A 25,872-nucleotide genomic window follows, 5' to 3' on the forward strand; every position below is an offset into this window, starting at 1 on the left:
AGTCTTGCGGAGCCTTTCTTTCAGCACCGCCCCGGGGTGCAAGCCCGTATTTACCACATTGATCTAGGCTGCACGCGGTTTCGGCGCGCGCCCTGGATTATTTCATGAAAATTCGTTTGTCGCTGTCCTCCGCGATCATCGCATTCGGAATCGTTCTCGCGATTGGCTTTGCGGCGGTGGTCTCCACCAGCCTCTATGCGCTCCGTGAGCTCAAGGTCGGGGGTCCGCTCTATTCCGACATCAAGCTGGGCAACGACCTCATCGCGGACATCCTGCCGCCGCCCGAATATATCATCGAGGCCTATCTCGAGGCGACCCTGGCCATGCGCGAGCCGGATCAGCTCGCGGCCCACGGCGAGCGCCTGGTTCAGCTCCGCAAGGACTACGACGAGCGCAAGGCCTTCTGGGTCTCCTCCAGCCTCGCGGCCGACCTGAAGACGGCGCTGGTGTCGAAATCCGATGCCGAAGTGCAGAAATTCTGGAAGGCGTCCGACCAGCTCCTGCCGGCCCTCAAGGCCAGGGACACGGCTGCATCCGAGCGCGCCTATGCCCAGGTCAAGGAGGCCTATACCGCGCATCGCGCCGTGATCGACAGCATCGTCGAGAGCGCCAACAAGCAGAATGCCGCCATGGAGAAGCTGGCCGCGGACCGCGACAGCTCGATGCTTTGGATCCTCCTCGGCGTCGCAGCCGCCGTCCTGGCCTTTGTTGCCGCCGGCCTGCTCGGCGTTGCCGTCGGCGTGGTGCGCCCGATCGTGCGCATGACGGACACGATGCAGAAGCTTTCGACCGGCGATCTCGCCGCCGACATTCCGTTCGCCCACCGCCAGGACGAGGTCGGCTCGATGGCGGGTGCGCTCGTGGTGTTCAAGCAGGCGGCGGTCGAGAATTCCCGCCTGCGCGAGGAACAGTTGCGGCAGGAGCAGGAGGCGGCGCTGGCCAAGCGTGGTGCGCTGCAACAGATGGCGGAGACCGTCGAGCGTGAGACCGGCCGCTCGGTCGACACCGCCAGCGCGGCGAGCCAAGGCGTGGAGCGGGCTGCCACCAGCCTGTCCGAGATTGCAAATTCGCTCTCGGCGCAGTCGCAGGCCGTCGCCGCAGCCTCCACCCAGGCCCTCGGAAGTTCGCAGACCGTCTCGGCCGCGGCCGAGGAACTGAGCGCCTCGATCCGCGAGATCGCGAGCCAGGTCGCGCGGACCAGCACGGTCACGAAATCGGCGGTCGCCGGCCGCGAGCAGGCGCGTTCGACCATCCAGGCGCTGGCCGGATCGGTGAAGAAGATCGCCGAGGTCTCCGACCTCATCGGCGGCATCGCCGGCCAGACCAACCTGCTGGCGCTGAACGCCACGATCGAGGCGGCGCGTGCCGGCGAGGCCGGCCGCGGCTTCGCCGTGGTCGCCGCCGAGGTGAAATCCCTGTCGGACCAGACCGCCAAATCCACCGAGGAGATCGCGCGGCTGATTGCCGAGATCCAGGCTTCGACGCAGGCCGCGGTCGATGCCGTCGAGACGATGGGAGGCCACATCGTCGAGATCGACGGCGTGGCGACCTCTGTTGCCGCTGCGATGGAAGAGCAGGACGCCGCGACGCGGGAGATCACGCGGTCGATTTCCGAATCGGCGTCTGCGGCGAAGGAGGTCTCGGCCAAGATCGGCAATGTCAGCCGCGACGCCGCCTCCGTGAACGAGCGCGCAGCCGAGGTCAGGCAGGCGATCACCGGCATGGCGGCCAATCTCGAACAGCTGCGCTCGGTCGTGGTACGGACCGTGCGCGACTCGACCGCGGCAGCTTGAGCCCGGCGGCATTTCGGCTGCTGGTGCCCGGGAGTGCGAATCGTGCAGGATGGCGCGGGACAGGGGCATCGTGGTTCATGACATCTCCACAATTGCCGGCGGTCGTTGAGCCCGCCCGACTGACAGCCGCGCTGCGCCGCGGCGGCGTGCTGGACGCCGGTGCGGTGCGCGAGGTCAAGGTGCTGCACCAGCGCGACACCCTGGTGTCGCACATCATCCGGCTTGGCCTGCGCTATGTCGGCGAATCCGCCGGCGCCCCGCAATCGCTGATCCTGAAGACCGCGAATTCCGCCTTTGCCGAGAAACTTGCCGATGGCGGCCGGCGCGAGGTGGAATACTACACGCGGCTGACGCCGAGCATGCCGCCGGGACTCGTGCCCCGCTGCTTCGACGGACATTTCGACGAGGACAGCTTCGCCTGGCATCTTCTGCTCGAGGACCTCACCGAGAGCCACGCCATCGCGGCGGCGTGGCCGCTGCCGCCATCGCGCAAGCAGACGATCGCGATCGTGACGACGCTCGCACGCTGGCACGCGGCGTGGTGGGACCATCCGGGCCTCGGCGATGCCGTCGGCAGCTTCGCCAGCCCCGAGGACAGCGCGGAGCGCATGGAGACGTTCGCGGGACATTACGACCGCTTTGCCGATTATCTCGGTGACCGCCTCAGCGAGGAGCGGCGCACGCTCTATCGGCGCCTGATCGATCAATCGGATCGGCTGTCCCAGCGCTACCATTCACGCCGCCACCTCAGCATCACCCACGGCGATGCCCATGTCTGGAATTTCCTGCTGCCGCGCGCGGGCGTCGCCGACACCGTGCGGATCTTCGATTTCGATCTGTGGAGCATCAACGTTCCAACCCACGACCTCGCCTACATGATGGCGATGCATTGGTATCCGGAGCGCCGGCAGGCGCTCGAACGGTCGCTGCTCAATCTCTACCACGACACGCTGATCGAGGGCGGCATCGCCGGCTACACGCGCGGCGCGCTCGATCGCGACTATCGGTGGGCGGTGCTCTGGCAGATCACGCGGCCGGTCTGGCAGTGGAGCATCGACATCCCGCCGGTGATCTGGTGGAACAATCTGGAGCGGGTGATGGCGGCGGTGGACGATTTGGGCTGCGAGGAATTGTTGGCGTGATCTCTCGTGCCCCGGACGCAGCGCAGCACGCAGTGATGCGCTGCCGAGCCGGGGCCCAGAGCCGACAGAGAATGGATCCCGGTTCTGCGGCGCATCGCTACGCGCTGCACCGCGCCCGGGACACGAGATCGCGCGACTGCGTTACTCCATCACCGCATGTTCCGGCCCGGCCGCCTGCTTGCGCAGCGTGGTCTTGGTCGAGCCGATCAGGAGCGCGAGCGGGATGGTGCAGAGCACGAAGATCATCACCAGCTGGTAATCATGGGAAAAGGCGATGATCTGTGCCTGCACGCTGACCATTCGGTCGGCCATGGCGCGGCCGGCGTCGGTCGACAGATTGATCAGGCCGCTGACGCCGGGCATCTGCAGCGCGTGATTGAAGGGATTGATGTGCTCGGAGAGGATCGCGTAGGTCCATCGCGTGCCCTGCGTCAATTGCGCGATCACGATGGAAATGCCGACCGAGCTGGCGACGTTTCGCATCAGGGTCAGCATCGCAGTGCCGTCGGTGCGCAGCTCGTTCGACAATGTCAGGAACGCCACGGTCGAGAGCGGCACGAAGACGAGGCCGAAGCCAAATCCCTGGATGACGCTGACGGTCACGATTTCCGGCACCTGGGTCAGTTCGGTCCAGCCGGTCATCTGGAACAGCGAGCCGGCCGTCAGCGCCAGCCCGGCGATGATCAGCGTGCGCGCCTCGAAGTAGCGCATCATGCGGCCGACCAGCATCATGGCGAAGAAGGTGCCGATACCGCGGGTCGCCAACAGCAGGCCGGCGGTGATGATGGGATAACCGATCACGTTCTGCATGTAGGGCGAGGCCAGCGCCATGGTCGAGAACAGCACGAGCCCCATCACGATCATGAACATGCAGCCGGTGACGAAATTGCGGTCCCGGAACAGTGCGAAGCGGATGAACGGAGTCGAAGTCGTGAAGGAATGCGCAAGGAAGAAGTAGAACGCGACGGCCGACACGATGAACTCGGCGAGGATCTCGTTCGATTCCAGCCAGCCCAATTGCTCGCCGCGGTCGAGGGCGAGCTGCAGCGCGCCGATCGCGACCGCCAAGGCGGCGAAGCCGAACCAGTCGAATTTGAGGCTGATGTTCGTCTCGGTCTCGTCCATGAACACGATCAGCCCGAGCACCGTGATGACGCCGAACGGCAGATTGACGAAGAACACCCAGTGCCAGGAATAGGTCTCGGTCAGCCAGGCACCGAGGGAGGGGCCCATGATCGGGCCCATCATCACACCCATGCCCCAGATCGACATCGCCTTGGCACGCTCCTGGAGCGTGTAATAGTCGAGCATGACCGATTGCGACAGCGGCACCAGGGCGGCGCCGAACACGCCCTGCAGCAGGCGGAACAGCACCATCTGGTTGATGTCCTGCGCGAGGCCGCACAGCACCGAGGCCATGGTAAAGCCGGCCGAGCAGATGATGAAGATGCGCTTGCGGCCGAAGCGGTTGGCGATCCATCCCACCGGTGCCGTCATGATCGCGGCGGCGACGATGTAGGAGGTCAGCACCCAGTTGATCTGGTCCTGCGAGGCCGACAGCGTGCCCTGCATGTAGGGCAGGGCGACGTTGGCGATGGTGGTGTCCAGCGCCTGCATGATGGTCGCGGTCATGGCGCAGATCGTCACCATGTTACGGCGCAGGCCGGGGACCATCAGATTGGCGTTGGGACCGGACATCGGATCAGTCTTTGTCTTGTTGGTTTAGTCTTTGTCCTGGCTCGCGGTCGCCGACAGGCCGAAGAGGCCGGCGAGCGAGCGCCGATGGCCGGTGTCGATGGTGGCATAGACGCTCATGCCGGCCTTCAGCTTGCGCACGTATTTGTCGGTCTCGTCGAAATAGATGCGGATCGGTACGCGCTGCACCACCTTGACGAAATTGCCGGTGGCGTTCTGCGGCGGCAGGATCGCAAATTGCGCGCCGGTGCCGGGCGAGAGCGAGCCGATCGTGCCCTTGAAGACGTGGTTCGGGAACGCGTCGACCTCGAGCGTGACGGGCTGTCCTACGGTGACATGGGTGAGGTCGCTCTCCTTCGGATTGGCGTCGACCCAGGGATGGGCGACGTCGATGATGGAGAACACCGGCGTGCCGGCCGCGACGTAGCGTCCGAGCTGGATCTGCTCGACCTGCGTCGCCACGCCTTCCATCGGCGCGCGAAGCACGGTGTGGTCGAGGTTGCGCTGGGCGTCGTCCAGCTTGGCCTTCGCCTGCGCGTAGGGCGGAAATCGCTCCAGCGGCAATTCGGGGTCGCCGAGCAGCTGCGTCTTGGCGTTGGAGAGTTGCTGCTTGATGTATTGGGCCTGCCCGCCGGCGGTGACCAATGCGGTCGAGGCGTTGTCGAGGTCGAGCTGCGAGCCAAAATTGTTCTTCACCAGCGCCTGCTTGCGCTCGACATCGCGCTTCTTCAGATCGATGCCCTGCTGGGCCAGATCGAGCATATCGCCATAGATCTTGATGTTGGCGACCAGGTTGTCATACGTCGTGCGGGCCTGCGCGAGCTGCGCCTTGGCCTCGTCCACCGCGAGGCGGAACGGGACGGGGTCGATCTCGAACAGCTCGTCACCGCGCTTGACCGACTGGCCCTCCTTCACGATCACCTTCAAAATCTTGCCGGAGATGTCGGGCGTCACCAGCACCTTCTGGGCGCCGACATAGGCGTCGTCGGTCCCGACATAGCGGCCGCCATGCAGGTAGAAGGTGAGGCCGCCGATCGCGGCGGCAAGGGGCAGCACGACCAGGAGCAGGAAGCGGCGATAGCGGCGCAGGCCTGCCACCAGGCGGCGGCGCGGGTCGGTGCCGGCTTTTTTGGTGGGCTTGCCACCGTCAGACTTCTGCTCGGGCTGGAACTTGAGGACTTGGTCAGCCATAGCGCTGCTCCTTGCGTGCTTGCTCGGCGCCGGATGCCTGGATCGCAGTGCGCACGTTTTCCTTGATGGCCTCGAGCTGGGTCAGCAGGCGGTGGGCGTCCGCCGGTGTGATGCCCTCGAGCGCGTTGGCGGTCAGCTCGGACTTCAGCCCGCTCATCCGGCCCAGCAATTGCCGGCCGGCCTTCTTGAGATACAGGCGTTTGACGCGGCGGTCCGAAGCGTCGCTGCGGCGCTCGATCCAGTCGTTGTCGCAGAGCTTGTCGATCAGTCGGGTCAGCGTGATCGGCTGCATCTCGAGCAGCTCGGCGAGTTCCGACTGCTTCATGCCCTCGCTGCGCTCGACCTTGGACAGCACGGCCCATTGGGCGCGGGTGATGCCGAAGCGGGATGCCTCCTTGTCGGCGTAGACGCGGAGCAGGCGATAGAGCTCGCCCAGCGTGAACAGGAAGTTTTGATCGACCGACCCGCGGCTCATGAGCTTGATCTCCAATAAGCTTGGCATATAATAAGCAAGCTTATGATTATTCCCATGGCGAGTTAGAAGGGGCTGCCCCGCAGCGCCAGCATGGCTGACAGCCGTTTGCATGGTCGCGCTTTGGGTTCCCGAGCCCGGATGCTAAGATTGCCCACGCATGACCCTCGCCAAGCCGGCATTTCCCGCGCCCGATCACGATCACGGCCGCTGCACCGCGGATGCGCTGGCGCATGCCGAGGAGGTTTGCGAGCAGCGCGCGCAGAAATTCACGCCGATCCGCCGCCAAGTGCTGGCAGCGCTGCTCTCCAGTCACCGTCCCCTCGGCGCCTATGAGGTGATCGACGAGCTCGCCAAGTCGATGTCGCGGCCGGCGCCCATCACGGTCTATCGCGCGCTCGATTTCCTGATGGCCAACGGTCTCGTGCACCGTATCGAAAGCCGCAACGCCTACCTCGCCTGTGCCGCCCACGACCACGACGCGACCTCGGCGGTCGCGTTCCTGATTTGCGAGCGCTGCGGCCTGGTCGGCGAGATCCCGTCGGCCTCATTCGCCGGGGATCTCAATGCCGCGGCACGCAGCTCGGGCTTTGCTCCGAAGCTGTCCGTGGTGGAGATCACGGGCGTCTGCACCCATTGTCAGAAAGCTGCATAGCGCAACAACGGCGCAAAGCCGGTTTTTCGGGAAGACATGTCCTCACCACAAGCCAACCACTCCGCCGCACGTCCTCTCAGTGCCGGCGCCATCGCCCTGATGCTCATGCTGTGCCTGACCTGGGGGTTCAACCAGATCGCGGTGAAGCTGGTGCTGCCGGACATCCCGCCGATGCTCCAGGCCACGATCCGCTCGGCGGGCGCGCTGCCGGTGCTGTTCATCATCGGCACGTTTCGCGGCGTCAAATTCTTCGAGAACGATCACACCTGGAAGCCGGGCCTGATCGCCGGCCTGATGTTCGGCATTGAATTCGTGCTGATCTTCCAGGGACTGCGTCTCACCTCTGCTTCGCGTGCGGTGGTGTTCCTCTACACGACCCCATTCTTCGTTGCGCTCGGCTCCTATCAGATGCTCGGCGAGCGTCTCGGCGGTTCGCAATGGCTGGGCCTTGCCATCAGCTTTGCCGGCGTCGCGCTTGCGATCGGCGTGCCCCAGCCCAATGTCGACTCGCAGGTTCTGCTCGGCGATCTCCTGATCGTCGGTGGCGCCACGCTTTGGGCGGCGACGACGCTAATTGCCAAGGGTACGCGGCTGCGGTTTGCCGCGCCCGAGAAGGCGCTGGGCTATCAGGTCGCCACCTCGATCCCGATCCTGGGGCTCGCGGCCTGGCTGTTCGGCGAGAGCATCACCCATACGCCGGCGCCGCTATCGCTCGGCCTGATGGCGTTCCAGGCGATCTGGGTCGTTGGAACCACGTTCACGCTTTGGTTCGCGCTGGTGAAGACCTATTCGGCCAGCAAATTGTCGGCTTTTACCTTCATCACCCCTTTGTTTGGCGTGGTGGGTAGCTATTTCATCATGCACGACACCCTAAGCCTGGCATTCGGGGCGGCTGCCCTCCTTGTAATTGCTGGGCTTTTTCTGGTCAACCGTCCGAGCTCAACGGCTGCGGCGCCAGCTGATGCATTGCTGAACGTCACCAAAACCTGATATTTGGACCCCATGAACAAGCCCGAAACCAGCATCGATTCCGACATTGCGGGGCCTGCGCCGCGCCATCGTACCACCCAGGTCAAGGTCGGCGACGTCGCCGTCGGCGGCGGTGCGCCGATCGTCGTGCAGTCGATGACCAACACCGATACCGCCGACATCGACGGTACCATCGCCCAGGTCGCAGCGCTCGCGCGCGCCGGCTCCGAGATGGTCCGCATCACCGTGGACCGCGAGGAAGCCGCGGCCGCCGTTCCGCACATTCGCGACGGCCTCGCCAAGCGCGGTATCAATACGCCGCTGATCGGCGACTTCCACTATATCGGCCACAAGCTGCTCGCGGCCTACCCGGCCTGCGCCGAGGCGCTCGCCAAGTACCGCATCAATCCCGGCAATGTCGGCTTCAAGGACAAGCGCGACACCCAGTTCGCCGACATCATCGAGATCGCCAACAAGAACAACAAGCCGGTGCGCATCGGCGCCAATTGGGGCTCGCTCGACCAGGAGCTCCTGACCAGGCTGATGGACGAGAACGCAGCCTCCGCCAATCCGCGCGATGTCCGCGCCGTGACGCGCGAGGCCATGGTGCAGTCCGCGCTGCTCTCGGCCGCGCGCGCCGAAGAGCTCGGCATGCCCAAGAACCGCATCATCCTCTCCGCGAAAGTCTCGGCGGTGCAGGATCTGATCGCGGTCTATCAGGACCTCGCCAGCCGTTCCGATTACGCCATCCATCTCGGCCTGACCGAGGCCGGCATGGGCTCGAAGGGCATCGTGGCGTCCTCGGCCGCGCTCGGCATCCTGTTGCAGCAGGGCATCGGCGACACCATCCGCATCTCGCTGACGCCCGAGCCCGGCGGCGACCGCACCCGCGAGGTGCAGGTCGGCCAGGAGCTACTGCAGACCATGGGCTTCCGCACCTTCGTGCCGCTGGTTGCGGCCTGCCCCGGCTGCGGCCGCACCACCTCGACCACGTTCCAGGAGCTGGCGCGCTCGATCCAGGATTTCATCCGCGACGAGATGCCGAACTGGAAGACGAAATATCCGGGCGTCGAGGAGCTCAACGTCGCGGTGATGGGCTGCATCGTCAACGGCCCCGGCGAATCCAAGCACGCCAATATCGGCATCTCGCTGCCCGGCACCGGCGAAGCGCCGGCCGCGCCCGTCTTCGTCGACGGCAAGAAGTTCCGCACGCTGCGCGGCCCCACCATCTCCGCCGACTTCAAGGCGCTGGTGATCGACTATATCGAGCAGCGTTACGGCCAGGGCGCCAAGCTGCCGGTGACCGCGGCGGAGTAGGCGTTCAGGTCAGCATGTAATCGTGCTGACCTGTCCCGTTTCGCCATATCTCAGCAGCAATCCGTCCCGCGTAATCACGCTCGCGCCAAGGTCGCGAGCGGTCGCAATGATAATGCGATCCGCAGGGTCGCGTGGCGGCTCGCCCGGTAAGAATGACGACGCGATCAGGATATCGGGCGTGAGTTCGGCGAGCCGGACTCCTTCGACGGCAAGCAGCCGCTGAAACCAGAGTTCTGGTCTCGTGGAGAGGCCCAGCCTGTTGCGAGCAACGAGCAAGCCGATTTCCCATGCGGTAATTGCGGACACGAAGATTGCAGTCCCCGCCCGATAGGCGGCTTCGATCGCCTCGCTCGCCTCCGAGGCGATGGGCTTGTCTTCTGCAATCCAAACTGCGGCATGCGTATCGAGCAGAAGAGGCGCAGGTTCACTCATAGACCTTGCCCCAGTCTGGATCGGCCGGCTGGGTCAAATCCACGCCCGATGGGATGTGGGCCAATCCTTTGAGGGCGCCGAACAGCGGATGGCGGCCGAGCTTCTTGGCACGCGAAGGCGGCGGTTCTGCGGAACTCAATTCAACCCGCCGAAACACGACCTTGCGAGCCTTCGTGTCAACCTGCTCGGTACGAAAGCCCGCGGCTAGCCACACCTTCGTCATCACGTTGTTGGTCGGGTTATTGCTCCACCAGGCCGGATATTGAGGAGAGTTGGGGGGCAGCTTGCTTCCGATGATCCGCTCGATTTCGGCAAAGGTCAAAGGTACCTCCTTGGTCCTTTGGGACTTCAGGAATTCACCCAGGCGCTCATATTTACCCATCGGACGACCTCCATCTACAAAAACACTATTAAAGCTTTAGAAGTGTGTCAAGGCGGGTTTCGCCTTTGCGTCCGCTCATCCGAAGCCTAGGATCAGCACCAACGAAGAACAGATCGGGAGACACGCCATGAGCTCACTCGCCGGCAAGCAGGGTCCGCGCTATCGCCACACGGCCGAGGGCGACGCGCCTTACGAGACCATCGCGGTCGAAAAGCTCACGCCCATCATCGGCGCGGAAATCTCGGGCGTGGACATCGGCAAGCTCGTCTCGGACGAAGCGCCGTCCAACCGGCAGATGGACGAGATCCACCGCGCGCTGGCCGAAAATCTCGTCATTTTCTTCCGCGACCAACACATTACCCCGCAGCAGCATCTCGCTTTCGGCCGCAAGTTCGGCGAGCTGCACTTTCATCCCGCCGCGCCGCATGAGGACGAAGACCCGGCCCTGATGAAGATCTACGCCGACAGGAACTCGCCGCGGGCCAACGGCGAGGGTTGGCACTCCGACGTGTCCTGCGATCTCGAGCCGCCGATGGGCTCGATCCTCTACATCAAGCAATGTCCGCCGCGCGGCGGCGACACGCTGTTCGCCAACATGTACGCGGCCTATGAGGCTTTGTCGGAGCGCATGAAGGCCTATCTCGACGGCCTCACCGCCCTGCATGACGGCGAGCCGATCTATCGCGGGCTCTATGCGAATTACGGCGTTGCCGACCGGCCGAGTTATCCGCATGCCGAGCATCCCGTGGTGCGCACGCATCCGGTCACCGGCAGGAAGGCGCTTTACGTCAACCGCGGCTTCACCCGCCACATCAACGGCATTCCCCGCGACGAGAGCGACGCGATGCTTGCCTATCTGTACCAGCATGCCGAAAACCCGCTGTTCCAGTGCCGCTTCCGCTGGACCGAGAACGCGATCGCGTTCTGGGACAACCGCTGCACCCAGCACCGCGCGATGTGGGACTACTGGCCGCACACCCGCTCGGGCACGCGGGTGACGGTGAAGGGCGAGCGACCGGTTTGATCGCGCTTCGCGACACGCGCGCTATCTTGCGTTGACCCGCCCCGATTCCCGCGCCAATCTTCCCGAAGCCAAATCGCGGGCTTCGTCGGCCGCCCGCGGATCGCAGGGCGGAGCAGGGCTTGGGGCAATCGCGCAGCATCATCGCCGGGCTGGTCGCGTCGATCTTGCTGTCGCCGCTCGCCCTTGTCGACGCCAGCGAGGCGGCTGCCGCGCGAAGGATAGCCAGGTCCGGGCCGTTGCCACTGACCAAATGCGAGACGACAAAATTCCGGATCGTCGTGGATGTCGGGCACACGCCGGACTCTTACGGCGCGCTCAGCGCGCGCAATGATCCGGAGTTCGGCTTCAACTTCCGCCTCGCACGGCTGATCACGACGAAGCTCAAGTCTGAAGGCTTTGCCGAGACGCGGCTGCTCGTCACGGACGGCAAGGCGCGGCCGAGCCTGTTCAAGCGGGTCAGTGCCGCGAATGACGGCCGGGCCGATCTGTTCCTGTCGGTTCACCACGATTCGGTGCCGGACAAGCTGCTCGAGACCTGGGAATTCGACGGCGCAAAGAGCTATTTCAGCGACCGCTTTTCGGGCCACTCGCTGTTCGTGTCGCGGCAGAATCCGCACTTTGCGACCAGCCTGATGCTGGCCCGGATGATCGGCGGGCAGCTGAAGGAGCAGGGCCTGCGCTATGCCAGCCAGTACACTCTGCCGGTGATGGGCCGCTACCGCCGCCAGTTGCTCGACAAGGATGTCGGTGTCTACCGCTATGACGGGCTCGTCGTGCTGTCGCGGACGCGAAGCGCCGCGGTGCTGCTGGAGGCCGGCTCGATCATCAACCGCGACGAGGAAATGGAGATGAACTCGCCGGAGCGGCACGAGGCCGTCGCTGGAGCCGTGGCCGCTGCAATGAAGGAGTTTTGCGAGAGGCGGTAGTCGTTCAGCATTCGTCATTGCGACGGAAACGCTATGCGGGCAACTCCCGATACTCCCGGTTCACCAAGCTCGCCTCCTCCAGATCAAGATCACGCTCGATCCGTCGCCGCGTCTCGTCGGTGATCTGGCCGTCCCGCAAGAGATTATGGATGAATCGTCTCTCGGCGGCGATCAGTTCCCGTGTCAGCGCGGTACCGGCGGCCGAGACCTCGTGGTGGTTGGGATTGAGCGCATCGGGAAGCTGGTTCAAGCGAATCTCGTGGCGGGCGCGCAGCAGCCGCACGACTTCCTCGGAGACGTCCTTCTGCTCGGTCAATGCCTCGAGCGATTTCAGCGCGGCATCGAGCGCCTGGCGCCGGGCGGCGATCTCGGCCTCGTGCTCGGCGGCGTGCTCGGTGCGGCCGGCCTGCGCGACACCGAGCCAGCGCACCACCGGCGGCAGCGTGAGGCCAATGCCGATCAGCGTGACGAAGATGACGCCGAAGGCGACGAACAGGATCAGGTCGCGATACGGAAAGGCCTCGCCGTTGGGCAACGTGAACGGCAGCGCCAGCGCGGCCGCGAGCGAGACCGCGCCGCGCACGCCGGTGAAGGCGAGCACGAACGGCCATTGCCATGGAGGCGCCGGATCGCGCTGGCGCAGCGACTTGCTGAGCATCCGCGGCAGATAGGTTGCCGGATAGAGCCAGGCGAAGCGCGCGATCACGACGATCATCAGGACCAAGGCGGTTGCGATCAGGATGTCGTCGAGCGGAAATGACTTCGATTTCTCGTAGAGCGCGCGCATCTGGAAGCCGGTGAGCAGGAACAGCACGCCTTCGATCAGGTAGATCACGAGGTCCCAGAAGAAGATGCCTTGCAGCCGCGTCGCGGACGAGATCAGCAGCGGGCCGTTCCAGCTGACATAGAGCCCGCAGGCGACCGTTGCGATCACGCCGGAGCCGCCGACATGCTCGGGCAGCCAGTAGGACACGTAGGGCGTGATCAGCGACAGCGTCAGCTCGACCTGCGGATCTCCGGACCATTTGCGGAAGCGAAGGGAGAGCCAGCCGACGCCGATGCCGAAAGCGATCTCACTGGCGACGATGAGGAGGAATTCGCCGGCCGCAAGCGGCAGCGAGAAATGCCCGACCAAGATTGCTGCCAGCGCAAAGCGGTAGAGGATCAGCGCGGTGGCGTCGTTGGCGAGCCCTTCACCCTCGAGGATGACCAGGAGCCGCCGCGGCATGTTGAGCCGGCGCGCGATCGCAAGCGGTGCCACCACGTCGGGCGGCGCGACGATGGCCCCTAACAGGAAGCCGATGGTCCAGGGCAGGCCGATTATGTAATGCGTCGCGGCCGCCACCATCGCCGCGGTGAAGACCACGGCGCCGACCGCGAGCAGCACGATGGGGCGCAAATTCTTCCTGAACTCGCGCCAGCTCATGGCGACGCTCGCCGAGTAGATCAGCGGCGGCAGCACCATCAGCAGCACCAGTTCCGGCGGCAATTCCACCTGGGGCATGCCAGGCACGAAGGCGAGGCCGACGCCAGCCAGCATCAGCAGGATGGCTGGCGCGATGTTGAAGCGGCGTGCGGCCAACGCCACGCCTGCCAATACGGCAAGCAGGATGAGGAAAATCTGAAACTTCGCTTCCATGGCAGCCTGTCTTGACCCGGAAGCGATCGCTGCGTCAATGCGCGGCTCACGCCAGCCGCTCAGCCACCATCCGGCCGATCCGCGCGAACACGGCCTCGATCTGCGCCGCATTCGGCGCGCCGCCCTGGACGTAGGCCGTGATCAGGATCGGCGTGTCGGGTTTGGGCCAGGCCACTGCGATGTCGCCCGCTGCATCCTTGCCGTTGTTGCCGGTCTTGTCGCCGATGGTCCAGCTTGCGGGCAGGCCGCCGCGCAGCCGGTTCGCGCCGGTCCTGCAGTTCACCATCCACTCCGTGAGCAGGGCACGCGAAGCCGGCGACAAGGCTTCGCCGACCACCAGGCGGCGCAAATTGCCCGCCATCGCCGCCGGCGTCGTGGTATCCTGGGGATTGCCGGGAAGCGAGCGGTTGAGCTCCGGCTCGTTATGATCGAGCCGCGAGGTGGTATCGCCAATCGACCGCCAGAATGCGGTGAGGGCCGCCGGCCCGCCGATCCGTGCCAGCAGCAGATTGGCGCAGGTGTTGTCGCTGAGCTCGACGATCGCCTTGCACATGTCGGCGACCGACATCGTGCCGGCCGCGAGATTCTGTTTGGCGACCGGCGCATAGTCCAGCAGATCGGCCTTTCCGTAGCGGATCATGGCCGCGAGTTGCTCCTCGCCGCGATCGATCCGGGCCAGCACGCAGGCGGCGAGCGAGGCCTTGAAGGTCGAGCACATGACGAAGCGCTCATCGGCGCGCCAGCTGAGCTTTACGCCGGTCGCAAGGTTCTCCGCATGGAGCCCGACCCGCCCGCCGCTCTCGCGCTCGTAGGCTCCGAACTCGGGCGGCGCCTCCGCGGCAAGCACGGGAGACGCAGCCATCCAGCAGAGCGAGGCGAGCAGAGAACGGCGATCGAGCGGCATGGGAGACTTTCGGGTCAGCGGGGAGGGAAGAGATTACGCACGCGTTATCCGCGTCGTCATTGCGAGCGCAGCGAAGCAATCCAGAATCGATCCGCGGAGGGATTCTGATTGCTTCGCCGCATCTGCGCAAAATTGCCACGCAATTTTGTCGCCGAGCTCCTCGCAATGACATGTGGCGAGAGTTGGGCTCGCATTCATGAAGAGTGGGGGCGAGTGCCTCGCAAGTTAGACGGGGAAGACCCCCTCACTCCCTCAGGTCATACCGATACGATTTCGACACGATCTGCCAGCCGTCGGCGAGCTTCATCGCCACCAAATAATCGGTGAAGTAGCGCGGCGGCAATTGGCATCGGACCTTGATGAAGGCAGTCTTCTCGTCCGAACGGTCGATGGTGACGATGAAATCTTCGCGCGGCTTGCCCTCGGCCTTGGCGGAGGGGCGCTTGCGCACACGATCGAGCCAGTCGGGCACAGTCAGCACCTGCAACTCGCCCTTCTCGACCCAGCGCAAGTCAGCCGAGGGATGGAAGATGGCGCCGAGCTTTTCGGCGTCGCCCTCGTAAAGGCCGTCAAAATAGGATTGCACGACGGCTTCGACGCTGGAACGGTTCTGGCTCATGGATCACCCTTTTGCATGATGGCTTGCGGCGAACTTAGTCGTAGACATCAAAATGCGCTATGGGTGTGTCAGCCATTTGCGCCGGGGCTTGCCATGACCGGATCAGAAAATTCGAACGCGCGTATCTTGATCGGCGAATGCTACTGCCGCGCCGTCCGCTTCGAGGTGGCCGACGCGTTCTCCTATGCGATGAACTGCCATTGTTCGAATTGCCGCCGTACCACCGGCTCGGCCTTCAAGCCGTTCGCCGGGATCCCGCAGGACGAGCTCCGCATCGTCTGGGGTGACGACCAGCGCCTCATTTTCGGCGACGCCACCGCCCATGACGCCCATTGTCGGCGATGCGGCTCGCTGCTTTACTCCCGGGTGCGCGACGGACAATGGGTTCACGTCGCCATGGGAGCCCTGGTCGATGCCCCTTCGATCCAGCCGAGCGCCCATATTTTCGTAGGCTCGAAGGCGCCCTGGCACGAAATTACGGACAATCTGCCGCAATATCGGGGGCATATCGGCGACGGCTGAGGGAACTCGGCCGGAACGCCGGCCTGGCAGCGAACCCCGGCCGGCCTGGCGCGACAAACATAGGGGGGCTTTCGGGCAGTTGGCCGGTGCGGTCTTCGTGACCTCCATCACAAGCATCGCCACCACATCCTGCTAAAGCGGTCCCAAAGGGGGCTCGAGACGCCCCGAACTTCGGAAGTCGTGTCATGCGCAATCTGCTCAGACTGTCCCCGCTTCTCCTCGCCGCCGCGCTGCTATTCGGCGCGGATCCCGCGTTCGCCGGAAAGCGCGTCGCGCTGGTGCTCGCCAATTCGGCGTATCAGCACGCGCCGTCGCTCACCAACCCCGTCAATGACGGTGCGGTGATAGCCAAGACGCTGAAGGAGGCCGGTTTCGATATCGTCGATTCCCGGCACGATTTGTCCGCGCAGGAGACCCGGCGGGTGCTGCGCGATTTTGCCGACGCGACCCGCACGGCCGACATCGCCGTGGTTTACTATGCCGGCCACGGCATCGAGGTCGAGGGCTCGAACTATCTGATCCCGGTCGACGCCAAGCTCGAGCGCGACACCGACGTCTATGACGAGGCGCTCTCGCTCGACCGCGTTCTCGTCGCCGTCGAGCCCGCCAAGCAGCTCCGCCTGGTGATCCTGGACGCCTGCCGCGACAATCCGTTCGCCAAGAGGATGAAGCGCACGATTGCCTCGCGCGCCATGGGTCGAGGCCTTGCACAAGTCGAGCCGACCAGCCCCAACACGCTGATCGCCTATTCGGCGAAGGCCGGCTTTACCGCCCAGGACGGCGACGGCGCCAACAGCCCCTTTACGGTGGCGCTGTCGAAATATCTGACGACGCCGGGCCTCGATGTCCGCCGCGCCTTCGGTTTCGTGCGCGACGAGGTGCTCAAGTCGACCGCCAACAAGCAGGAGCCGTTCGTCTACGGCTCGCTCGGCGGCGAGGACGTGCCGTTGGTTCCGGTCAAGGTGGTGGCCGCTGCGCCCGTCGCGCCGGTGGCGAACCCCCAGGCCGATATCCGCCGCGATTACGAGCTCGCGCTGCAGGTTGGCAACAAGGCGGCATGGGACGCCTTCCTCGCCCAGCATCCCGATGGCTTCTATGCGAATCTCGCTAAGCTCCAGGTCGAAAAGCTCGGTGCCGAGCAGGCCCATGCAGCGGCTATCGCGAAGGCGAAGCAGGCCGAGGCCGAGCGCGATCGCCTCGCGGCCCTCGGCGCCCAGAAGGACGCGCAGGCCAAAGCCGCGGCCGACGCCAAAGCCGCCGAGCAGGCCCAGCTTGCCGCGCAGAAGGCGAAGGAGCAGGCGCAGCAGCAGGCGGCCGCCGCCGAGCAGCAGCGCGTCAACCTCGCCGCCGCGGCCCCGAGCGCCGCGCCGGCCAGCACGGCGAGCCCGGCCGGCACCAATGTCGCCTCGCTGACGCCGCCGACCGCGCCGGCCGATCTCAACCGGTCGGTGCAGACCGAGCTCGGCCGCGTCGGCTGCTTCTCGGGCTCGGCCGACGGCAACTGGAATACGTCCTCGCAGCGCTCGCTGTCGCAGTTCAATCGCTATGCCGGCACCAAGCTCGACGTGAAGGTCGCGAGCACCGACGCGCTCGATGCGGTCAAGGCCAAGCCGGCGCGGGTCTGTCCGCTGGTTTGCGAGCACGGCTTCAAGGCCGACGGCGACAAATGCACGAAGATCGTCTGCCGCGAGGGCTATGCCGTCAACGACGACAATGAGTGCGAGAAGCAGCGCGCCGCAAAGCCGGCCAAGCCGGCGACGGCGAAGCGCGACGTCGGTGACGAGCGTCCCGCTCGGCAGCGTCGTCAGGCCGGCGGTGCTGCCGCTGGCACGGCGGGCGGCTATGGTGCCGCGGCCGGCATGACTGCGGCGGCTGGTGCCAGCCGTCCGTCCGGCGGCGGGCAGATATTCTGCAACAGCCTCGGCTGCCGTCCCGTCAACCGCGGCTGCCATCTCGAATATCGCGGCGGCGGCGGCCCCCACGTCGACGCCAATGTCGAGGTGTGTCGCTGAGGGCATGCGTGGTCAAGAGCGTCGTCCGGCAAGGCTCGGACGACGTCAGGCCGAGATCGCGCTCGCTGCGATGTTCACCGTCAGGGCCAGCAAGGCCGTGTTGTAGATGAACGACACGATCCCGTGCGCGGTGGCCGTGCGGCGGATCGTCTTGTCGGTGATGCCGACGTCGGAGACCTGCGCGGTCATGCCAATCACGAACGAGAAATAGACGAAGTCCCAATAATCGGCGTGGTCTTCCTTGTCGCCGCTTGGGAATTGCAGGCCGCCCGGCGTGGTGCTGCGGTAATAATCATGCGCGTAATGCAGCGCGAAGGTCGTGTGCACGGCGGCCCACGACAAGGCGATGGTGGTGATGGCGATACTCAACTCCAGGACGCCGCGATGGGGCGTACCGAGTTCGGAGACGATTGCCGCGATGCTGGCGAAGGCGCCGATCGCCGTCACCAGCAGGATCACGAAGCGGCCGTCGTCCTGCATCGCGGCGGCGCGGCGGATGTGGTGGTGGTCGTTGCACAGCATCATCGCATAGACCAGCACGAGATAGACCGCGATCAGCGCGTCCCAGCCGAACAGGAGCCGCGTCACCAGCCGGTACGAGCCCGGTAGCAGCAGGCCGACCAGGATGCCGGCCCCGACCGCGATGAAGGTCCGCGGCCGCGCATAGATCAGCCGCACCGGCCGCGACATCTTGCGGAAGCGGGCGAGGACAGGATCTTCCTTGCCGTTGGCCATGATGGCTTCTGCCTCTCGCTCAACTCTCGTTGTCGCCACAGTGGCGGTGCGCTCCCTCCCTCACTTGCGGGGGAGGGCGGGGGAGAGGGTGTCTCCACAACCGAGAACCCCCAAGAAGAGGGAGCCCTCACCCGGCGCTTCGCGCCGACCTCTCCCGCAAGCGGGAGAGGTGAAGGAGCCCGGAGTTGCTAGTTCTTCCGCTCGGCGACGAAGCGCGCGGCGGCCTGCAGCACGGCGGCGCGGTCACCGAAGATCGAGACGGCGCTGTCGGCCCGCGCGAGCAGGTCGCGCACGCGCTGCTTGGCGCCTTCGATGCCGAGCTGGGTGACGAACGTAGTCTTGCCGAGCGCGGCATCGGCGCCGGCCGGCTTGCCGAGCGCTGCCGCATCGCCCTCGACGTCGAGCAGATCGTCCGCGATCTGGAAGGCTTCGCCGAGCGCGCGGCCGTAATCGTCGAGCGCCTGATATTCCTTCTGCGAGGCCTGGCCGAGGATCGCGCCTGCGATGCAGCCGTAGCGCAGCAGGGCGCCGGTCTTCATTTGCTGGATACGGGCGACATCGATCGGCTCGTTGCCGCCAAAGCGGCCCTCGCCGGCGAGATCGAGGATCTGGCCGCCGACCATGCCGCCGATGCCGGCGCAGCGCGCTAGCGCGCGCGTCAGCAGAAGGCGCACGTTGGCGTCGCGATGAATCTCGTCGCGGGTGACGATGTCGAAGGCGAGCGTCAGCAGACCGTCGCCGGCGAGGATCGCGGTGGCGTCATCGGTCTTCTTGTGCAGGGTGGGGCGGCCGCGGCGCAGGTCCGAATTGTCCATGGCCGGCAGGTCGTCATGGATCAGCGAATAGCAGTGGATGCATTCGAGCGCCGCGCCCACGAGCAGCGCCGCTTCGCGCGGCACGCCGAATATTGCTGCGCTCTCGACCACCAGGAACGGCCGCAAACGCTTGCCGCCGTTCAGGCTCGAATAGCGCATTGCGTCCATCAGTCGCTTGGGCCGGGCGATCTCATCGTGCAGGATATCGTCCGACAGCAGGCGCCCGAGCAGGGCCTCGGTATCATCAGCGGTCTTGTCCAGACGTTTGGCGAAATCGGACGGGGACGTGCCGGTCATCAAGGAGGGCTCCAGAACTAAAATTCGGCGGGACAATCCTTTATGCGCCCGTCTCAGTCAATCGTTTGGAAGGCCTAAAAAGTACTGGAAAAGGCCCGAATTATCACAGACTTAATGCTCCAGCCCGTGGCCGTGGTTCAGCTTGCGCCGGAAAGGTCGATTTGCGCGTCGTCAAAATCCTTCTTCTGGTGCTCGCGGTTGCGCTGCTCGCGCCCTATGTGATCGCGCCATTCTACCGCACCGGCCATCCTGTCTCGACGCTGATGGCCTGGCGCTCGCTTCGCGGCGCGCCGATGCAGCGGGAGTGGATCGATCTGGCCGCGATGTCGCCCTATCTGCCGCGCGCAGTGGTGGCAGCCGAGGACGCCCATTTCTGCAAGCATCACGGGATCGATTGGGGCGCGTTGCGCGAGGCGATCGATGATGCGCAGGAGGACGGTACGCCGTTCCGGGGCGCCTCCACCATCACCCAGCAGGTCGCAAAAAACCTGTTCCTCTGGCAGGGGCGGGATTTCGTCCGCAAGGCACTGGAATTCCCGCTGGCCCTTTGGATCGACCTCGTCCTGCCCAAGCCGCGGATCCTGGAGATTTACCTCAACATCGCCGAGCTCGGTCCGCAGGGGCAATTTGGCGTCGAGGCCGGCAGCGCCCATGCCTTCGGCAAGTCGGCGGAGGACCTTTCACCCCGGGAGGCGGCGCTCCTGGCCTCGATCCTGCCGAATCCAGTCAAACGCAGCGCCAAAACCCCGGGCCCTGGCGTCCGGCGGCTGGCGGCCACCTATATGGCGCGGGGGCAGGCGAGTTCGCTCGCGACCTGCTGGCGCGAAAACCGGTGATTTTGAGCCCGTTCCGGGCGTATTTTCCGGCCCAAGAGCCTAGCTTTACGGTCAGCCTTCCTCTATAAGCCCGGCCTTGATCGGCATTCAGCTCGCCTCGTATTGCGGGTGCTGAGCCGTCCCCTCCGGACGATGCCCTGATGACACCAATCCCTAGAGGATATTGAAATGGCCGTTCCGAGAAGAAAAACCTCGCCGTCGCGCCGTGGCATGCGCCGCTCGGCAGACGCCATCAAGAAGCCGACCTATGTGGAAGACAAGGACTCCGGCGAGCTCCGTCGTCCGCACCATCTCGACCTCAAGACCGGTATGTACAAGGGCCGGCAGGTCCTGAAGAAGAAAGAGTCCTGAGGTCAGGATCCTTCTTCGGGCAGGATGATCTGGCTTGCCTGGTTTCGGCCCATCCACGAGATAGACGGTGACGGCGGCGGAGCGAATGCTTCGCCGCTGCATTGTTCTGTCCGGATATCATGATCGAGAGGCATTTTGCCGATGGTCGGTTTCCCGCTGCTTCTGATTCCGCTTGCGGTCTACAACATCATCGCCTTCCTGATGCCGACCGTGTCCTTCACGGACGTGTTGTTCAGGGTACCGATGGTCACGGGAGAGACCTGGCCGGTCACGCTTGCCGATCTCCTGCTCGCGCTCGGCGTGGTTCTGCTGCTGCTGGAAGTGGTCAAGGGTGCGCGGCCCGGATCGAAATTCCTGATGGACCATCTGCTGTCGCTGATCGTCTTCGGCGCGGCGGCAGCCGAATTCGTGATGTGGCCCAAATTCGGCAACTCCACCTTTTTCCTGCTGGTGCTGCTGGCGATGGCGGACTTCTTCGCTGGCATTGCCCAGCGCACGCGCCGCCGCGTCACCTATGTCGCCGAGACCACGGTGCCGGCGCCGCGCAAGGCCAAGCGCCAGGCCGACGCGCCGGCGGAGGATGTGGCGTCCGAGCGCAAGTTCGAGCCGGTGATTGCATCGCAGCCGGCACCGGTCGAGCCTCCCGCAGCCTCGGCGCAATCCGTCGCCGAATCCGTGCTGATGGATCATCCTGCGCCCAAGCCCGTGCAGGGCGCGTCTTCGCCGGAAATTGCCTCGCCGCAGCTTCAGCCGGGGAACGGCACGCCGCCGTCCTCCGACACGCCGCCGCGCTAACCAGCCTCAAGCCACCTGACGTGTCCGTGCGCTGACGCTTTGCAGCGGGCGTTTGCTGCCGTAGGCCATCTGCGCGTCTTCAGAAGAGGCGCGGCGGAACCGGCTCGTTTGGGGCAGCTGCTCGGCATTGGCGATCAGCTGGGCGACGAAGCTCGGATCGGGACGTGGCAGCGGCGCCTTGCGGACCCAGCGCAAGGTCGGCATCAGCGGCACGAGGGCCGTGCCGGCTTGCCGCTCCGTCTCTTCCAATCCGTCCGCGTTCACCATCGCAACACCGTTCATCTGCTCGAACTGGCGCGTTTTGGGACATTGGCGCCGGGGCATGTGATGGTCTCGCAAGGCCTATGCCGGTCGAGCTTAATTGGTTCCTGGGTGCTTTGGGAACGTGGTTTCCAAATTGTTTATGAACTTTGCCTAGGGTCGGCAGCGAATCTGGCTCTATCCTGTGCCGACTCAGGACTTCCCGCTGTCCCGAAACGAGGCGATTTTGACCCCTGCATTGCCGCAAGCCTCCGACATTCTGGCCGCGCTCGGTCAGGCCGTGTTCGCCTGGGACATCGCCAGCGATGCCATGGTCTGGGGTGACCAGGTCGCCAGCGTTTTTCCCGGCATTCCTGCCGAGCGGCTGGCGACCGGCGCCGAATTCGCCAAGCTGATCGAGCCCGGGCCGGCGCTGCGCACCGCTGCGCTGGCGCAGACGTCCGCCGTGCATGGCGCGGACGGCACGCCCTACCGCATCGAGTACGGCGTCCGCATGAGCGCCGCCGATCCCGTGATCTGGATCGAGGAGACCGGCCGCTGGTTCGCCGGCCCCGACGGCCGCCCCACGCGCGCGATCGGCTCGGTCCGCATCAACAACGAACGTCATGCCCGCGACGAGGAGCTGACGAAGCTGGCTCGGCTCGATCCGCTGACCGGCGAGCTCAACCGTGCGCATCTGATCGCGGCGCTGGCCGAGGCGATCGAGGAGACGACCCGCTTCCGCTCCACCGCCGCCTTCATGCTGGTCGGCATCGATCACCTCGCCCGCGTCAACGACGCTTTCGGTTTCGACGTTGCCGACGCCGTGATCCTCGACGTCGCCAGGCGCATCCGCGCGCGGCTGCGCGGCGGCGACGTGCTCGGCCGTTTTTCCGGCAACAAGTTCGGCCTGATCCTGAAGAACTGCACCGTTGACGACATGAACGTCGCCGCCGAGCGCTTCCTTGCCGGCATCCGCGACGAGGTGGTGCCGACCAAGTCCGGTCCGGTCTCGGTCACCGCCTCGATCGGTGCGGTCAGCCTGCCGCGCTATGCCCGCAACACCGACGAGGCCGTCAACCGCGCCCACGAGACGCTGGACGTCGCCAAGCGCCGCCGCGCCGGCTCGTTCGCCGCGTGGCGTCCGGACGCCGCGCGCGACGCGCAGCGCCGCGTCAACATCCGCGTCACCGACGAGATCGTCACCGCGCTGAACGAGCGCCGCATCAGGCTCGCCTATGAGCCGGTGGTGTCCGCCGCCTCGCGCGAGCGCGCGTTCCACGAATGCCTGGTGCGGATGGACCAGGGCGACGGCCATGTGCTGCTCGCGCCCGACATCGTGCCGGTCGCCGAACGGCTTGGCCTGATCCGCCTGGTCGATCATCGCGTGCTCGAGCTCGTGGTCGCCGAGCTCGCCGCCGCGCCCGATGTCAGCCTCAGCCTCAACATCTCGCCGGATACGACGATGGACCCGGACTGGTGGGCGGGGATCGAGTCGCTGATGCTGTCCCATCCCGGCGTCGGCGAGCGGCTGATCGTCGAGATCACCGAGACGGTCGCGATCCAGGACATCGACGACGTCCGCGGCTTCGTCACGCGGCTGAAGAATTTCGGCAGCCGCATCGCCATCGACGATTTCGGCGCCGGCTACACCTCGTTTCGAAACCTGCGCAAGCTCGGCGTCGATATCGTGAAGATCGACGGCGCCTTCGTGCAGAACATCACCCATTCCGCCGACGACCGCGCCTTCGTGCAGACCCTGATCGACCTCGCCCGCCGCCTCGACATCAAGACCGTTGCCGAATGGGTGCAGGACGAGGAAGCCGCAGGCATGTTGCGCGACTGGGGCTGCGACTACATCCAGGGCCGGCTGATCGGGCTTGCTTCGGCTGAGCGGCCGTGGGGCGTTTCAACGGAGAGCGCGCTGCCCGCGGCGAGCTGAGGTCTGTAGGGTGGGTTAGCTCGCGGCTGCGCGAAGCGCAGTCCGCTAGCGTAACCCACCACGTCTGTCTCATCGGAAACGACAAGGTGGATTACGCCTTCGGCTAATCCACCCTACGAAACTACGCCCCCTCGTCCAGCGCCACCAGCTCGCGCTTCTTGCGCAGCGAGGGCAGGAGCGGCGCGACCAGCAGCACCATTGCGAACGCAAGGCAAACGCCCGAGATCGGCCGCTGCACGAATGTCCACAAATCGCCCTGCGACAGGATCAGCGACTTACGCAGGTTGTTCTCCATCATCGGTCCGAGCACGAAGGCCAGCACCAGCGGTGCCGGCTCGTAGCCGAGCTTGCGCATGAAATAGCCGATGATCCCGAACGCGATCATCACATAGACGTCGAACACGTTGTTGCTGGAGCAATAGACGCCGAGGATCGTGAACAGGATGATCAGCGGAAACAGGATATTGTAGGGCAGCTTGAGCAGCTGCACCCACATGCCGATCATCGGCAGGTTCAGGATCAGCAGCATGACGTTGCCGATATACATGCTGGCGACGATGCCCCAGAACAGGCCGGGGTTTTGCGTGATCAGCAGCGGTCCCGGCTGCAGGCCGTGAATGACGAAGGCGCCCAACAGCAGCGCCATCACCACGTTCGGCGGGATGCCGAGCGTCATCAGCGGAATGAAGGCCCCGCCCGCCGCGGCGTTGTTCGCCGCTTCCGGTCCCGCGACGCCTTCGATTGCTCCTTGGCCGAAACGCCCGGGCGTCTTCGACAGCCGCTTCTCCAGCGCGTAGGAGGCGAATGACGACACCACCGCGCCGCCGCCGGGCAGGATGCCGAGGAAAAAGCCGAGGATCGTGCCGCGGCCGATCGGACCCGCGCTCGCCTTCCAGTCCTCTTTGTTGGGCAGGAGATGAGTGATCCTGGTGCTGATGATGTCACGCTTGATGGCCTGCTCGGTGTTGAGCAGAACCTCGGCAACGCCGAACAGGCCCATCACGACGGGGACGAGGCCGATGCCGTCGATCAGCTCCATGCGGCCGAAGGTCAGCCGCGGCTGCGCGGTGATGCTGTCGAGCCCGACCAGCCCGAGTACGACGCCGATGCACGCCATCAGCAGCGCCTTCGGCATCGATCCCTGCGTGAGGAAGGTGAGCACGACGAGGCCGAGCACCATCAGGCTGAAATACTCGGCCGGGCCGAAGGCGATGGCAATGCTGGCAAGCTTCGGTGCCACCAGCATCAAGGCGACCAGCGCAAACGTGCCGGCGGCGAAGGAGCCGAAAGCGGCGATGCCGAGCGCCGGGCCCGCGCGGCCCTGTTTCGCCATCTGGTGGCCGTCGATGCAGGTGACGACGGAAGCCGCTTCGCCGGGGATGTTGACCAGGATCGAGGTGGTCGAGCCGCCATACATCGAGCCGTAATAGATGCCAGCCATCATGATGATGCCGGATTCCGGCGTGCCCGACAGCGTCACCGGCAGCAGCAGTGACATCGCCGAGATCGGCCCGATCCCCGGCAGCACGCCGACCAGCGTGCCGATGAAGACGCCGATGAAACAATAGAGCAGGTTGACCGGCAGCAGCGCGACGCCGAATCCGTGCGCGACATTGACGAGCGTATCCATGGCGTCAACCGATCCCGAACAGGCCCGAGGGCAATTGGATCAGCAGCAGCCGCTTGAGCACCCACCACATGCCCATGGGCGCCAGCACGGCGACCGGAATCGCCAGTATCCAGCGCACGGGGTCAATCAGCCGCAACAACAGCAGCATCAAGGGGATCGACGACAGCAGGAAGCCGAGCGGCTCCAGTGCAACGGAGAACGCCACCAGGCAGCCGATCAGCAGGAGCGGTTTGCTCCAGCGCACGTTCTCCCAGCGCGAGGCCAGCGTCGGGCCGCCCTCGGTGATCGCCGAGACGATGATGGACCCCGCGAACACGCACATCAAAATGCCCGTGTAGAACAGCACGTAGCCGGAGCCGGGATCGTTGATGGTGCCGAGCTTGAGCTTCGCGCCCGACCAGATCACGAAGCCGCCGAGCGCGAGCCCGATCAGCCCGCCCCAGAGCTCGGAATTGTTGAGGCGGAGCTTGACGTTGGTTGGATCGTCCATCGATTCTCTCTCGACCATTCCCCGGACGCTGCGCAGCACCCAAAGTG

Annotated in this window: 26 protein-coding genes; 13 read left to right on the forward strand and 13 right to left on the reverse strand. The window is 65.2% G+C overall.

The features are described 5' to 3' along the window. Positions 1–104 precede the first annotated feature (104 nt). The gene (locus K410_RS0104880; RefSeq protein WP_028133793.1) at positions 105–1,793 is read left to right on the forward strand and encodes a methyl-accepting chemotaxis protein; all 1,689 of its coding nucleotides are present in this window, start codon (positions 105–107) and stop codon (positions 1,791–1,793) included. Between the two features lie 77 nt (positions 1,794–1,870). Further along, complete coding sequence (locus K410_RS0104885; RefSeq protein WP_028133794.1) at positions 1,871–2,935, forward strand: phosphotransferase; 1,065 nt, start codon at positions 1,871–1,873, stop codon at positions 2,933–2,935. Positions 2,936–3,076: 141 nt separating this feature from the next. Here the strand turns inward: K410_RS0104885 and K410_RS0104890 are convergent, their stop codons facing one another. Genes K410_RS0104890 through K410_RS0104900 form a run of 3 tightly spaced genes read right to left on the reverse strand, consistent with a single transcriptional unit; the run spans position 3,077 to position 6,296 of the window. After that, positions 3,077–4,633, reverse strand: a complete 1,557-nt coding sequence (locus K410_RS0104890) for an MDR family MFS transporter (protein WP_028133795.1) — start codon at positions 4,631–4,633, stop codon at positions 3,077–3,079. A gap of 24 nt (positions 4,634–4,657) precedes the next feature. Then, on the reverse strand, positions 4,658–5,821 hold the full coding sequence (locus K410_RS0104895) for an HlyD family secretion protein (protein ID WP_028133796.1): 1,164 nt from the start codon (positions 5,819–5,821) through the stop codon (positions 4,658–4,660). Next, on the reverse strand, positions 5,814–6,296 hold the full coding sequence (locus tag K410_RS0104900) for a MarR family winged helix-turn-helix transcriptional regulator (protein WP_028133797.1): 483 nt from the start codon (positions 6,294–6,296) through the stop codon (positions 5,814–5,816). The genes K410_RS0104895 and K410_RS0104900 overlap by 8 nt, the downstream gene beginning before the upstream one ends. Positions 6,297–6,453: 157 nt before the next feature. Here K410_RS0104900 and K410_RS0104905 point away from each other — a divergent pair, with 157 nt between their 5' ends. Genes K410_RS0104905 through ispG form a run of 3 tightly spaced genes read left to right on the forward strand, consistent with a single transcriptional unit; the run spans position 6,454 to position 9,234 of the window. Beyond that, positions 6,454–6,948, forward strand: a complete 495-nt coding sequence (locus tag K410_RS0104905; protein ID WP_028133798.1) for a Fur family transcriptional regulator — start codon at positions 6,454–6,456, stop codon at positions 6,946–6,948. A 36-nt stretch (positions 6,949–6,984) separates the two neighbouring features. Beyond that, complete coding sequence (locus K410_RS0104910; RefSeq protein ID WP_028133799.1) at positions 6,985–7,938, forward strand: DMT family transporter; 954 nt, start codon at positions 6,985–6,987, stop codon at positions 7,936–7,938. A 12-nt stretch (positions 7,939–7,950) separates the two neighbouring features. Beyond that, positions 7,951–9,234 carry a flavodoxin-dependent (E)-4-hydroxy-3-methylbut-2-enyl-diphosphate synthase gene (ispG, locus tag K410_RS0104915; RefSeq protein WP_028133800.1) on the forward strand — a complete coding sequence of 428 codons (1,284 nt, stop codon included), beginning with the start codon at positions 7,951–7,953 and terminating at the stop codon, positions 9,232–9,234. A 9-nt stretch (positions 9,235–9,243) separates the two neighbouring features. On the opposite strand, the gene K410_RS0104920 is transcribed toward ispG, so the two are convergent. Beyond that, positions 9,244–9,666 (reverse strand): type II toxin-antitoxin system VapC family toxin, encoded by a 423-nt coding sequence (locus K410_RS0104920; RefSeq protein WP_028133801.1) that lies wholly within the window; start codon positions 9,664–9,666, stop codon positions 9,244–9,246. Next, positions 9,659–10,048, reverse strand: coding sequence for a DUF7662 domain-containing protein (locus K410_RS36535; protein ID WP_063831406.1), 390 nt, complete (start codon positions 10,046–10,048; stop codon positions 9,659–9,661). Before K410_RS36535 ends, K410_RS0104920 begins: the two co-directional genes overlap by 8 nt. A 127-nt stretch (positions 10,049–10,175) precedes the next feature. Between K410_RS36535 and K410_RS0104930 the strand changes: the two genes are divergently transcribed. Together K410_RS0104930 and K410_RS0104935 are read left to right on the forward strand one after the other, a co-directional pair. Next, positions 10,176–11,072 carry a TauD/TfdA dioxygenase family protein gene (locus K410_RS0104930; RefSeq protein WP_028133802.1) on the forward strand — a complete coding sequence of 299 codons (897 nt, stop codon included), beginning with the start codon at positions 10,176–10,178 and terminating at the stop codon, positions 11,070–11,072. Between the two features lie 119 nt (positions 11,073–11,191). Then, on the forward strand, positions 11,192–11,998 hold the full coding sequence (locus K410_RS0104935; protein ID WP_028133803.1) for an N-acetylmuramoyl-L-alanine amidase: 807 nt from the start codon (positions 11,192–11,194) through the stop codon (positions 11,996–11,998). A gap of 31 nt (positions 11,999–12,029) precedes the next feature. Here K410_RS0104935 and K410_RS0104940 read toward each other — a convergent pair whose 3' ends face one another. The 3 genes from K410_RS0104940 to K410_RS0104950 form a co-directional block, all read right to left on the reverse strand. Then, a complete protein-coding gene (locus K410_RS0104940) occupies positions 12,030–13,637 on the reverse strand; it encodes a Na+/H+ antiporter (RefSeq protein ID WP_028133804.1) in 1,608 nt (535 codons plus the stop codon). A gap of 46 nt (positions 13,638–13,683) precedes the next feature. Then, complete coding sequence (gene bla / locus K410_RS0104945; protein ID WP_028133805.1) at positions 13,684–14,541, reverse strand: class A beta-lactamase; 858 nt, start codon at positions 14,539–14,541, stop codon at positions 13,684–13,686. 244 nt (positions 14,542–14,785) lie between these two features. Continuing rightward, complete coding sequence (locus K410_RS0104950; RefSeq protein ID WP_028133806.1) at positions 14,786–15,160, reverse strand: nuclear transport factor 2 family protein; 375 nt, start codon at positions 15,158–15,160, stop codon at positions 14,786–14,788. Positions 15,161–15,253: 93 nt separating this feature from the next. Here K410_RS0104950 and K410_RS0104955 point away from each other — a divergent pair, with 93 nt between their 5' ends. Both K410_RS0104955 and K410_RS0104960 read left to right on the forward strand, forming a co-directional pair. Next, on the forward strand, positions 15,254–15,682 hold the full coding sequence (locus tag K410_RS0104955; protein WP_028133807.1) for a GFA family protein: 429 nt from the start codon (positions 15,254–15,256) through the stop codon (positions 15,680–15,682). A 185-nt stretch (positions 15,683–15,867) separates the two neighbouring features. Continuing rightward, complete coding sequence (locus K410_RS0104960) at positions 15,868–17,694, forward strand: caspase family protein (RefSeq protein WP_028133808.1); 1,827 nt, start codon at positions 15,868–15,870, stop codon at positions 17,692–17,694. A 45-nt stretch (positions 17,695–17,739) separates the two neighbouring features. On the opposite strand, the gene K410_RS0104965 is transcribed toward K410_RS0104960, so the two are convergent. Together K410_RS0104965 and K410_RS0104970 are read right to left on the reverse strand one after the other, a co-directional pair. Next, on the reverse strand, positions 17,740–18,429 hold the full coding sequence (locus K410_RS0104965) for a DUF1345 domain-containing protein (protein ID WP_028133809.1): 690 nt from the start codon (positions 18,427–18,429) through the stop codon (positions 17,740–17,742). Positions 18,430–18,617: 188 nt separating this feature from the next. Continuing rightward, on the reverse strand, positions 18,618–19,541 hold the full coding sequence (locus K410_RS0104970) for a polyprenyl synthetase family protein (protein ID WP_028133810.1): 924 nt from the start codon (positions 19,539–19,541) through the stop codon (positions 18,618–18,620). A 161-nt stretch (positions 19,542–19,702) separates the two neighbouring features. On the opposite strand from K410_RS0104970, the gene mtgA reads away from it, so the two are divergent. The 3 genes from mtgA to K410_RS0104985 all read left to right on the forward strand — a co-directional run bounded on the left by mtgA (position 19,703) and on the right by K410_RS0104985 (position 21,523). Further along, positions 19,703–20,377: a monofunctional biosynthetic peptidoglycan transglycosylase gene (mtgA, locus tag K410_RS0104975; protein ID WP_028133811.1), complete on the forward strand. Its 675-nt coding sequence runs from the start codon at positions 19,703–19,705 to the stop codon at positions 20,375–20,377. Between the two features lie 168 nt (positions 20,378–20,545). Beyond that, positions 20,546–20,728, forward strand: coding sequence for a 50S ribosomal protein L32 (gene rpmF, locus K410_RS0104980; RefSeq protein ID WP_007598106.1), 183 nt, complete (start codon positions 20,546–20,548; stop codon positions 20,726–20,728). Positions 20,729–20,869: 141 nt separating this feature from the next. Beyond that, positions 20,870–21,523 carry a hypothetical protein gene (locus K410_RS0104985; RefSeq protein WP_028133812.1) on the forward strand — a complete coding sequence of 218 codons (654 nt, stop codon included), beginning with the start codon at positions 20,870–20,872 and terminating at the stop codon, positions 21,521–21,523. 6 nt (positions 21,524–21,529) lie between these two features. On the opposite strand, the gene K410_RS0104990 is transcribed toward K410_RS0104985, so the two are convergent. Then, entirely contained in the window at positions 21,530–21,805 is a 276-nt protein-coding gene (locus tag K410_RS0104990) for a hypothetical protein (RefSeq protein WP_245269328.1), read from the reverse strand. A gap of 205 nt (positions 21,806–22,010) precedes the next feature. Here K410_RS0104990 and K410_RS0104995 point away from each other — a divergent pair, with 205 nt between their 5' ends. Further along, positions 22,011–23,705: a bifunctional diguanylate cyclase/phosphodiesterase gene (locus tag K410_RS0104995; RefSeq protein WP_028133814.1), complete on the forward strand. Its 1,695-nt coding sequence runs from the start codon at positions 22,011–22,013 to the stop codon at positions 23,703–23,705. A 121-nt stretch (positions 23,706–23,826) separates the two neighbouring features. Here the strand turns inward: K410_RS0104995 and K410_RS0105000 are convergent, their stop codons facing one another. Next, a complete protein-coding gene (locus K410_RS0105000) occupies positions 23,827–25,335 on the reverse strand; it encodes a tripartite tricarboxylate transporter permease (protein ID WP_028133815.1) in 1,509 nt (502 codons plus the stop codon). Between the two features lie 4 nt (positions 25,336–25,339). Beyond that, complete coding sequence (locus K410_RS0105005) at positions 25,340–25,825, reverse strand: tripartite tricarboxylate transporter TctB family protein (RefSeq protein WP_028133816.1); 486 nt, start codon at positions 25,823–25,825, stop codon at positions 25,340–25,342. Between the last annotated feature and the right edge of the window lie 47 nt (positions 25,826–25,872).

It is taken from the genome of Bradyrhizobium sp. 22, from assembly GCF_000482425.1.
In the GTDB taxonomy this organism is placed as follows: Bacteria; Pseudomonadota; Alphaproteobacteria; order Rhizobiales; family Xanthobacteraceae; genus Bradyrhizobium; species Bradyrhizobium japonicum_B.

Coding starts and splice junctions, on each gene's coding strand:
- bla (WP_028133805.1), bottom strand. CDS start 14,541: ATGCCGCTCGATCGCCGTTCTCTGCTCGCCTCGCTCTGCTGGATGGCT.
- K410_RS0104910 (WP_028133799.1), top strand. CDS start 6,985: ATGTCCTCACCACAAGCCAACCACTCCGCCGCACGTCCTCTCAGTGCC.
- K410_RS0104950 (WP_028133806.1), bottom strand. CDS start 15,160: ATGAGCCAGAACCGTTCCAGCGTCGAAGCCGTCGTGCAATCCTATTTT.
- K410_RS0104885 (WP_028133794.1), top strand. CDS start 1,871: ATGACATCTCCACAATTGCCGGCGGTCGTTGAGCCCGCCCGACTGACA.
- K410_RS0104890 (WP_028133795.1), bottom strand. CDS start 4,633: ATGTCCGGTCCCAACGCCAATCTGATGGTCCCCGGCCTGCGCCGTAAC.
- K410_RS0104960 (WP_028133808.1), top strand. CDS start 15,868: ATGCGCAATCTGCTCAGACTGTCCCCGCTTCTCCTCGCCGCCGCGCTG.
- K410_RS0104940 (WP_028133804.1), bottom strand. CDS start 13,637: ATGGAAGCGAAGTTTCAGATTTTCCTCATCCTGCTTGCCGTATTGGCA.
- K410_RS0104990 (WP_245269328.1), bottom strand. CDS start 21,805: ATGAACGGTGTTGCGATGGTGAACGCGGACGGATTGGAAGAGACGGAG.
- K410_RS0104930 (WP_028133802.1), top strand. CDS start 10,176: ATGAGCTCACTCGCCGGCAAGCAGGGTCCGCGCTATCGCCACACGGCC.
- K410_RS36535 (WP_063831406.1), bottom strand. CDS start 10,048: ATGGGTAAATATGAGCGCCTGGGTGAATTCCTGAAGTCCCAAAGGACC.
- K410_RS0104900 (WP_028133797.1), bottom strand. CDS start 6,296: ATGAGCCGCGGGTCGGTCGATCAAAACTTCCTGTTCACGCTGGGCGAG.
- K410_RS0104985 (WP_028133812.1), top strand. CDS start 20,870: ATGGTCGGTTTCCCGCTGCTTCTGATTCCGCTTGCGGTCTACAACATC.
- K410_RS0104920 (WP_028133801.1), bottom strand. CDS start 9,666: ATGAGTGAACCTGCGCCTCTTCTGCTCGATACGCATGCCGCAGTTTGG.
- K410_RS0105005 (WP_028133816.1), bottom strand. CDS start 25,825: ATGGACGATCCAACCAACGTCAAGCTCCGCCTCAACAATTCCGAGCTC.
- K410_RS0104895 (WP_028133796.1), bottom strand. CDS start 5,821: ATGGCTGACCAAGTCCTCAAGTTCCAGCCCGAGCAGAAGTCTGACGGT.
- K410_RS0104955 (WP_028133807.1), top strand. CDS start 15,254: ATGACCGGATCAGAAAATTCGAACGCGCGTATCTTGATCGGCGAATGC.
- K410_RS0104880 (WP_028133793.1), top strand. CDS start 105: ATGAAAATTCGTTTGTCGCTGTCCTCCGCGATCATCGCATTCGGAATC.
- ispG (WP_028133800.1), top strand. CDS start 7,951: ATGAACAAGCCCGAAACCAGCATCGATTCCGACATTGCGGGGCCTGCG.
- K410_RS0105000 (WP_028133815.1), bottom strand. CDS start 25,335: ATGGATACGCTCGTCAATGTCGCGCACGGATTCGGCGTCGCGCTGCTG.
- rpmF (WP_007598106.1), top strand. CDS start 20,546: ATGGCCGTTCCGAGAAGAAAAACCTCGCCGTCGCGCCGTGGCATGCGC.
- K410_RS0104970 (WP_028133810.1), bottom strand. CDS start 19,541: ATGACCGGCACGTCCCCGTCCGATTTCGCCAAACGTCTGGACAAGACC.
- K410_RS0104905 (WP_028133798.1), top strand. CDS start 6,454: ATGACCCTCGCCAAGCCGGCATTTCCCGCGCCCGATCACGATCACGGC.
- K410_RS0104965 (WP_028133809.1), bottom strand. CDS start 18,429: ATGGCCAACGGCAAGGAAGATCCTGTCCTCGCCCGCTTCCGCAAGATG.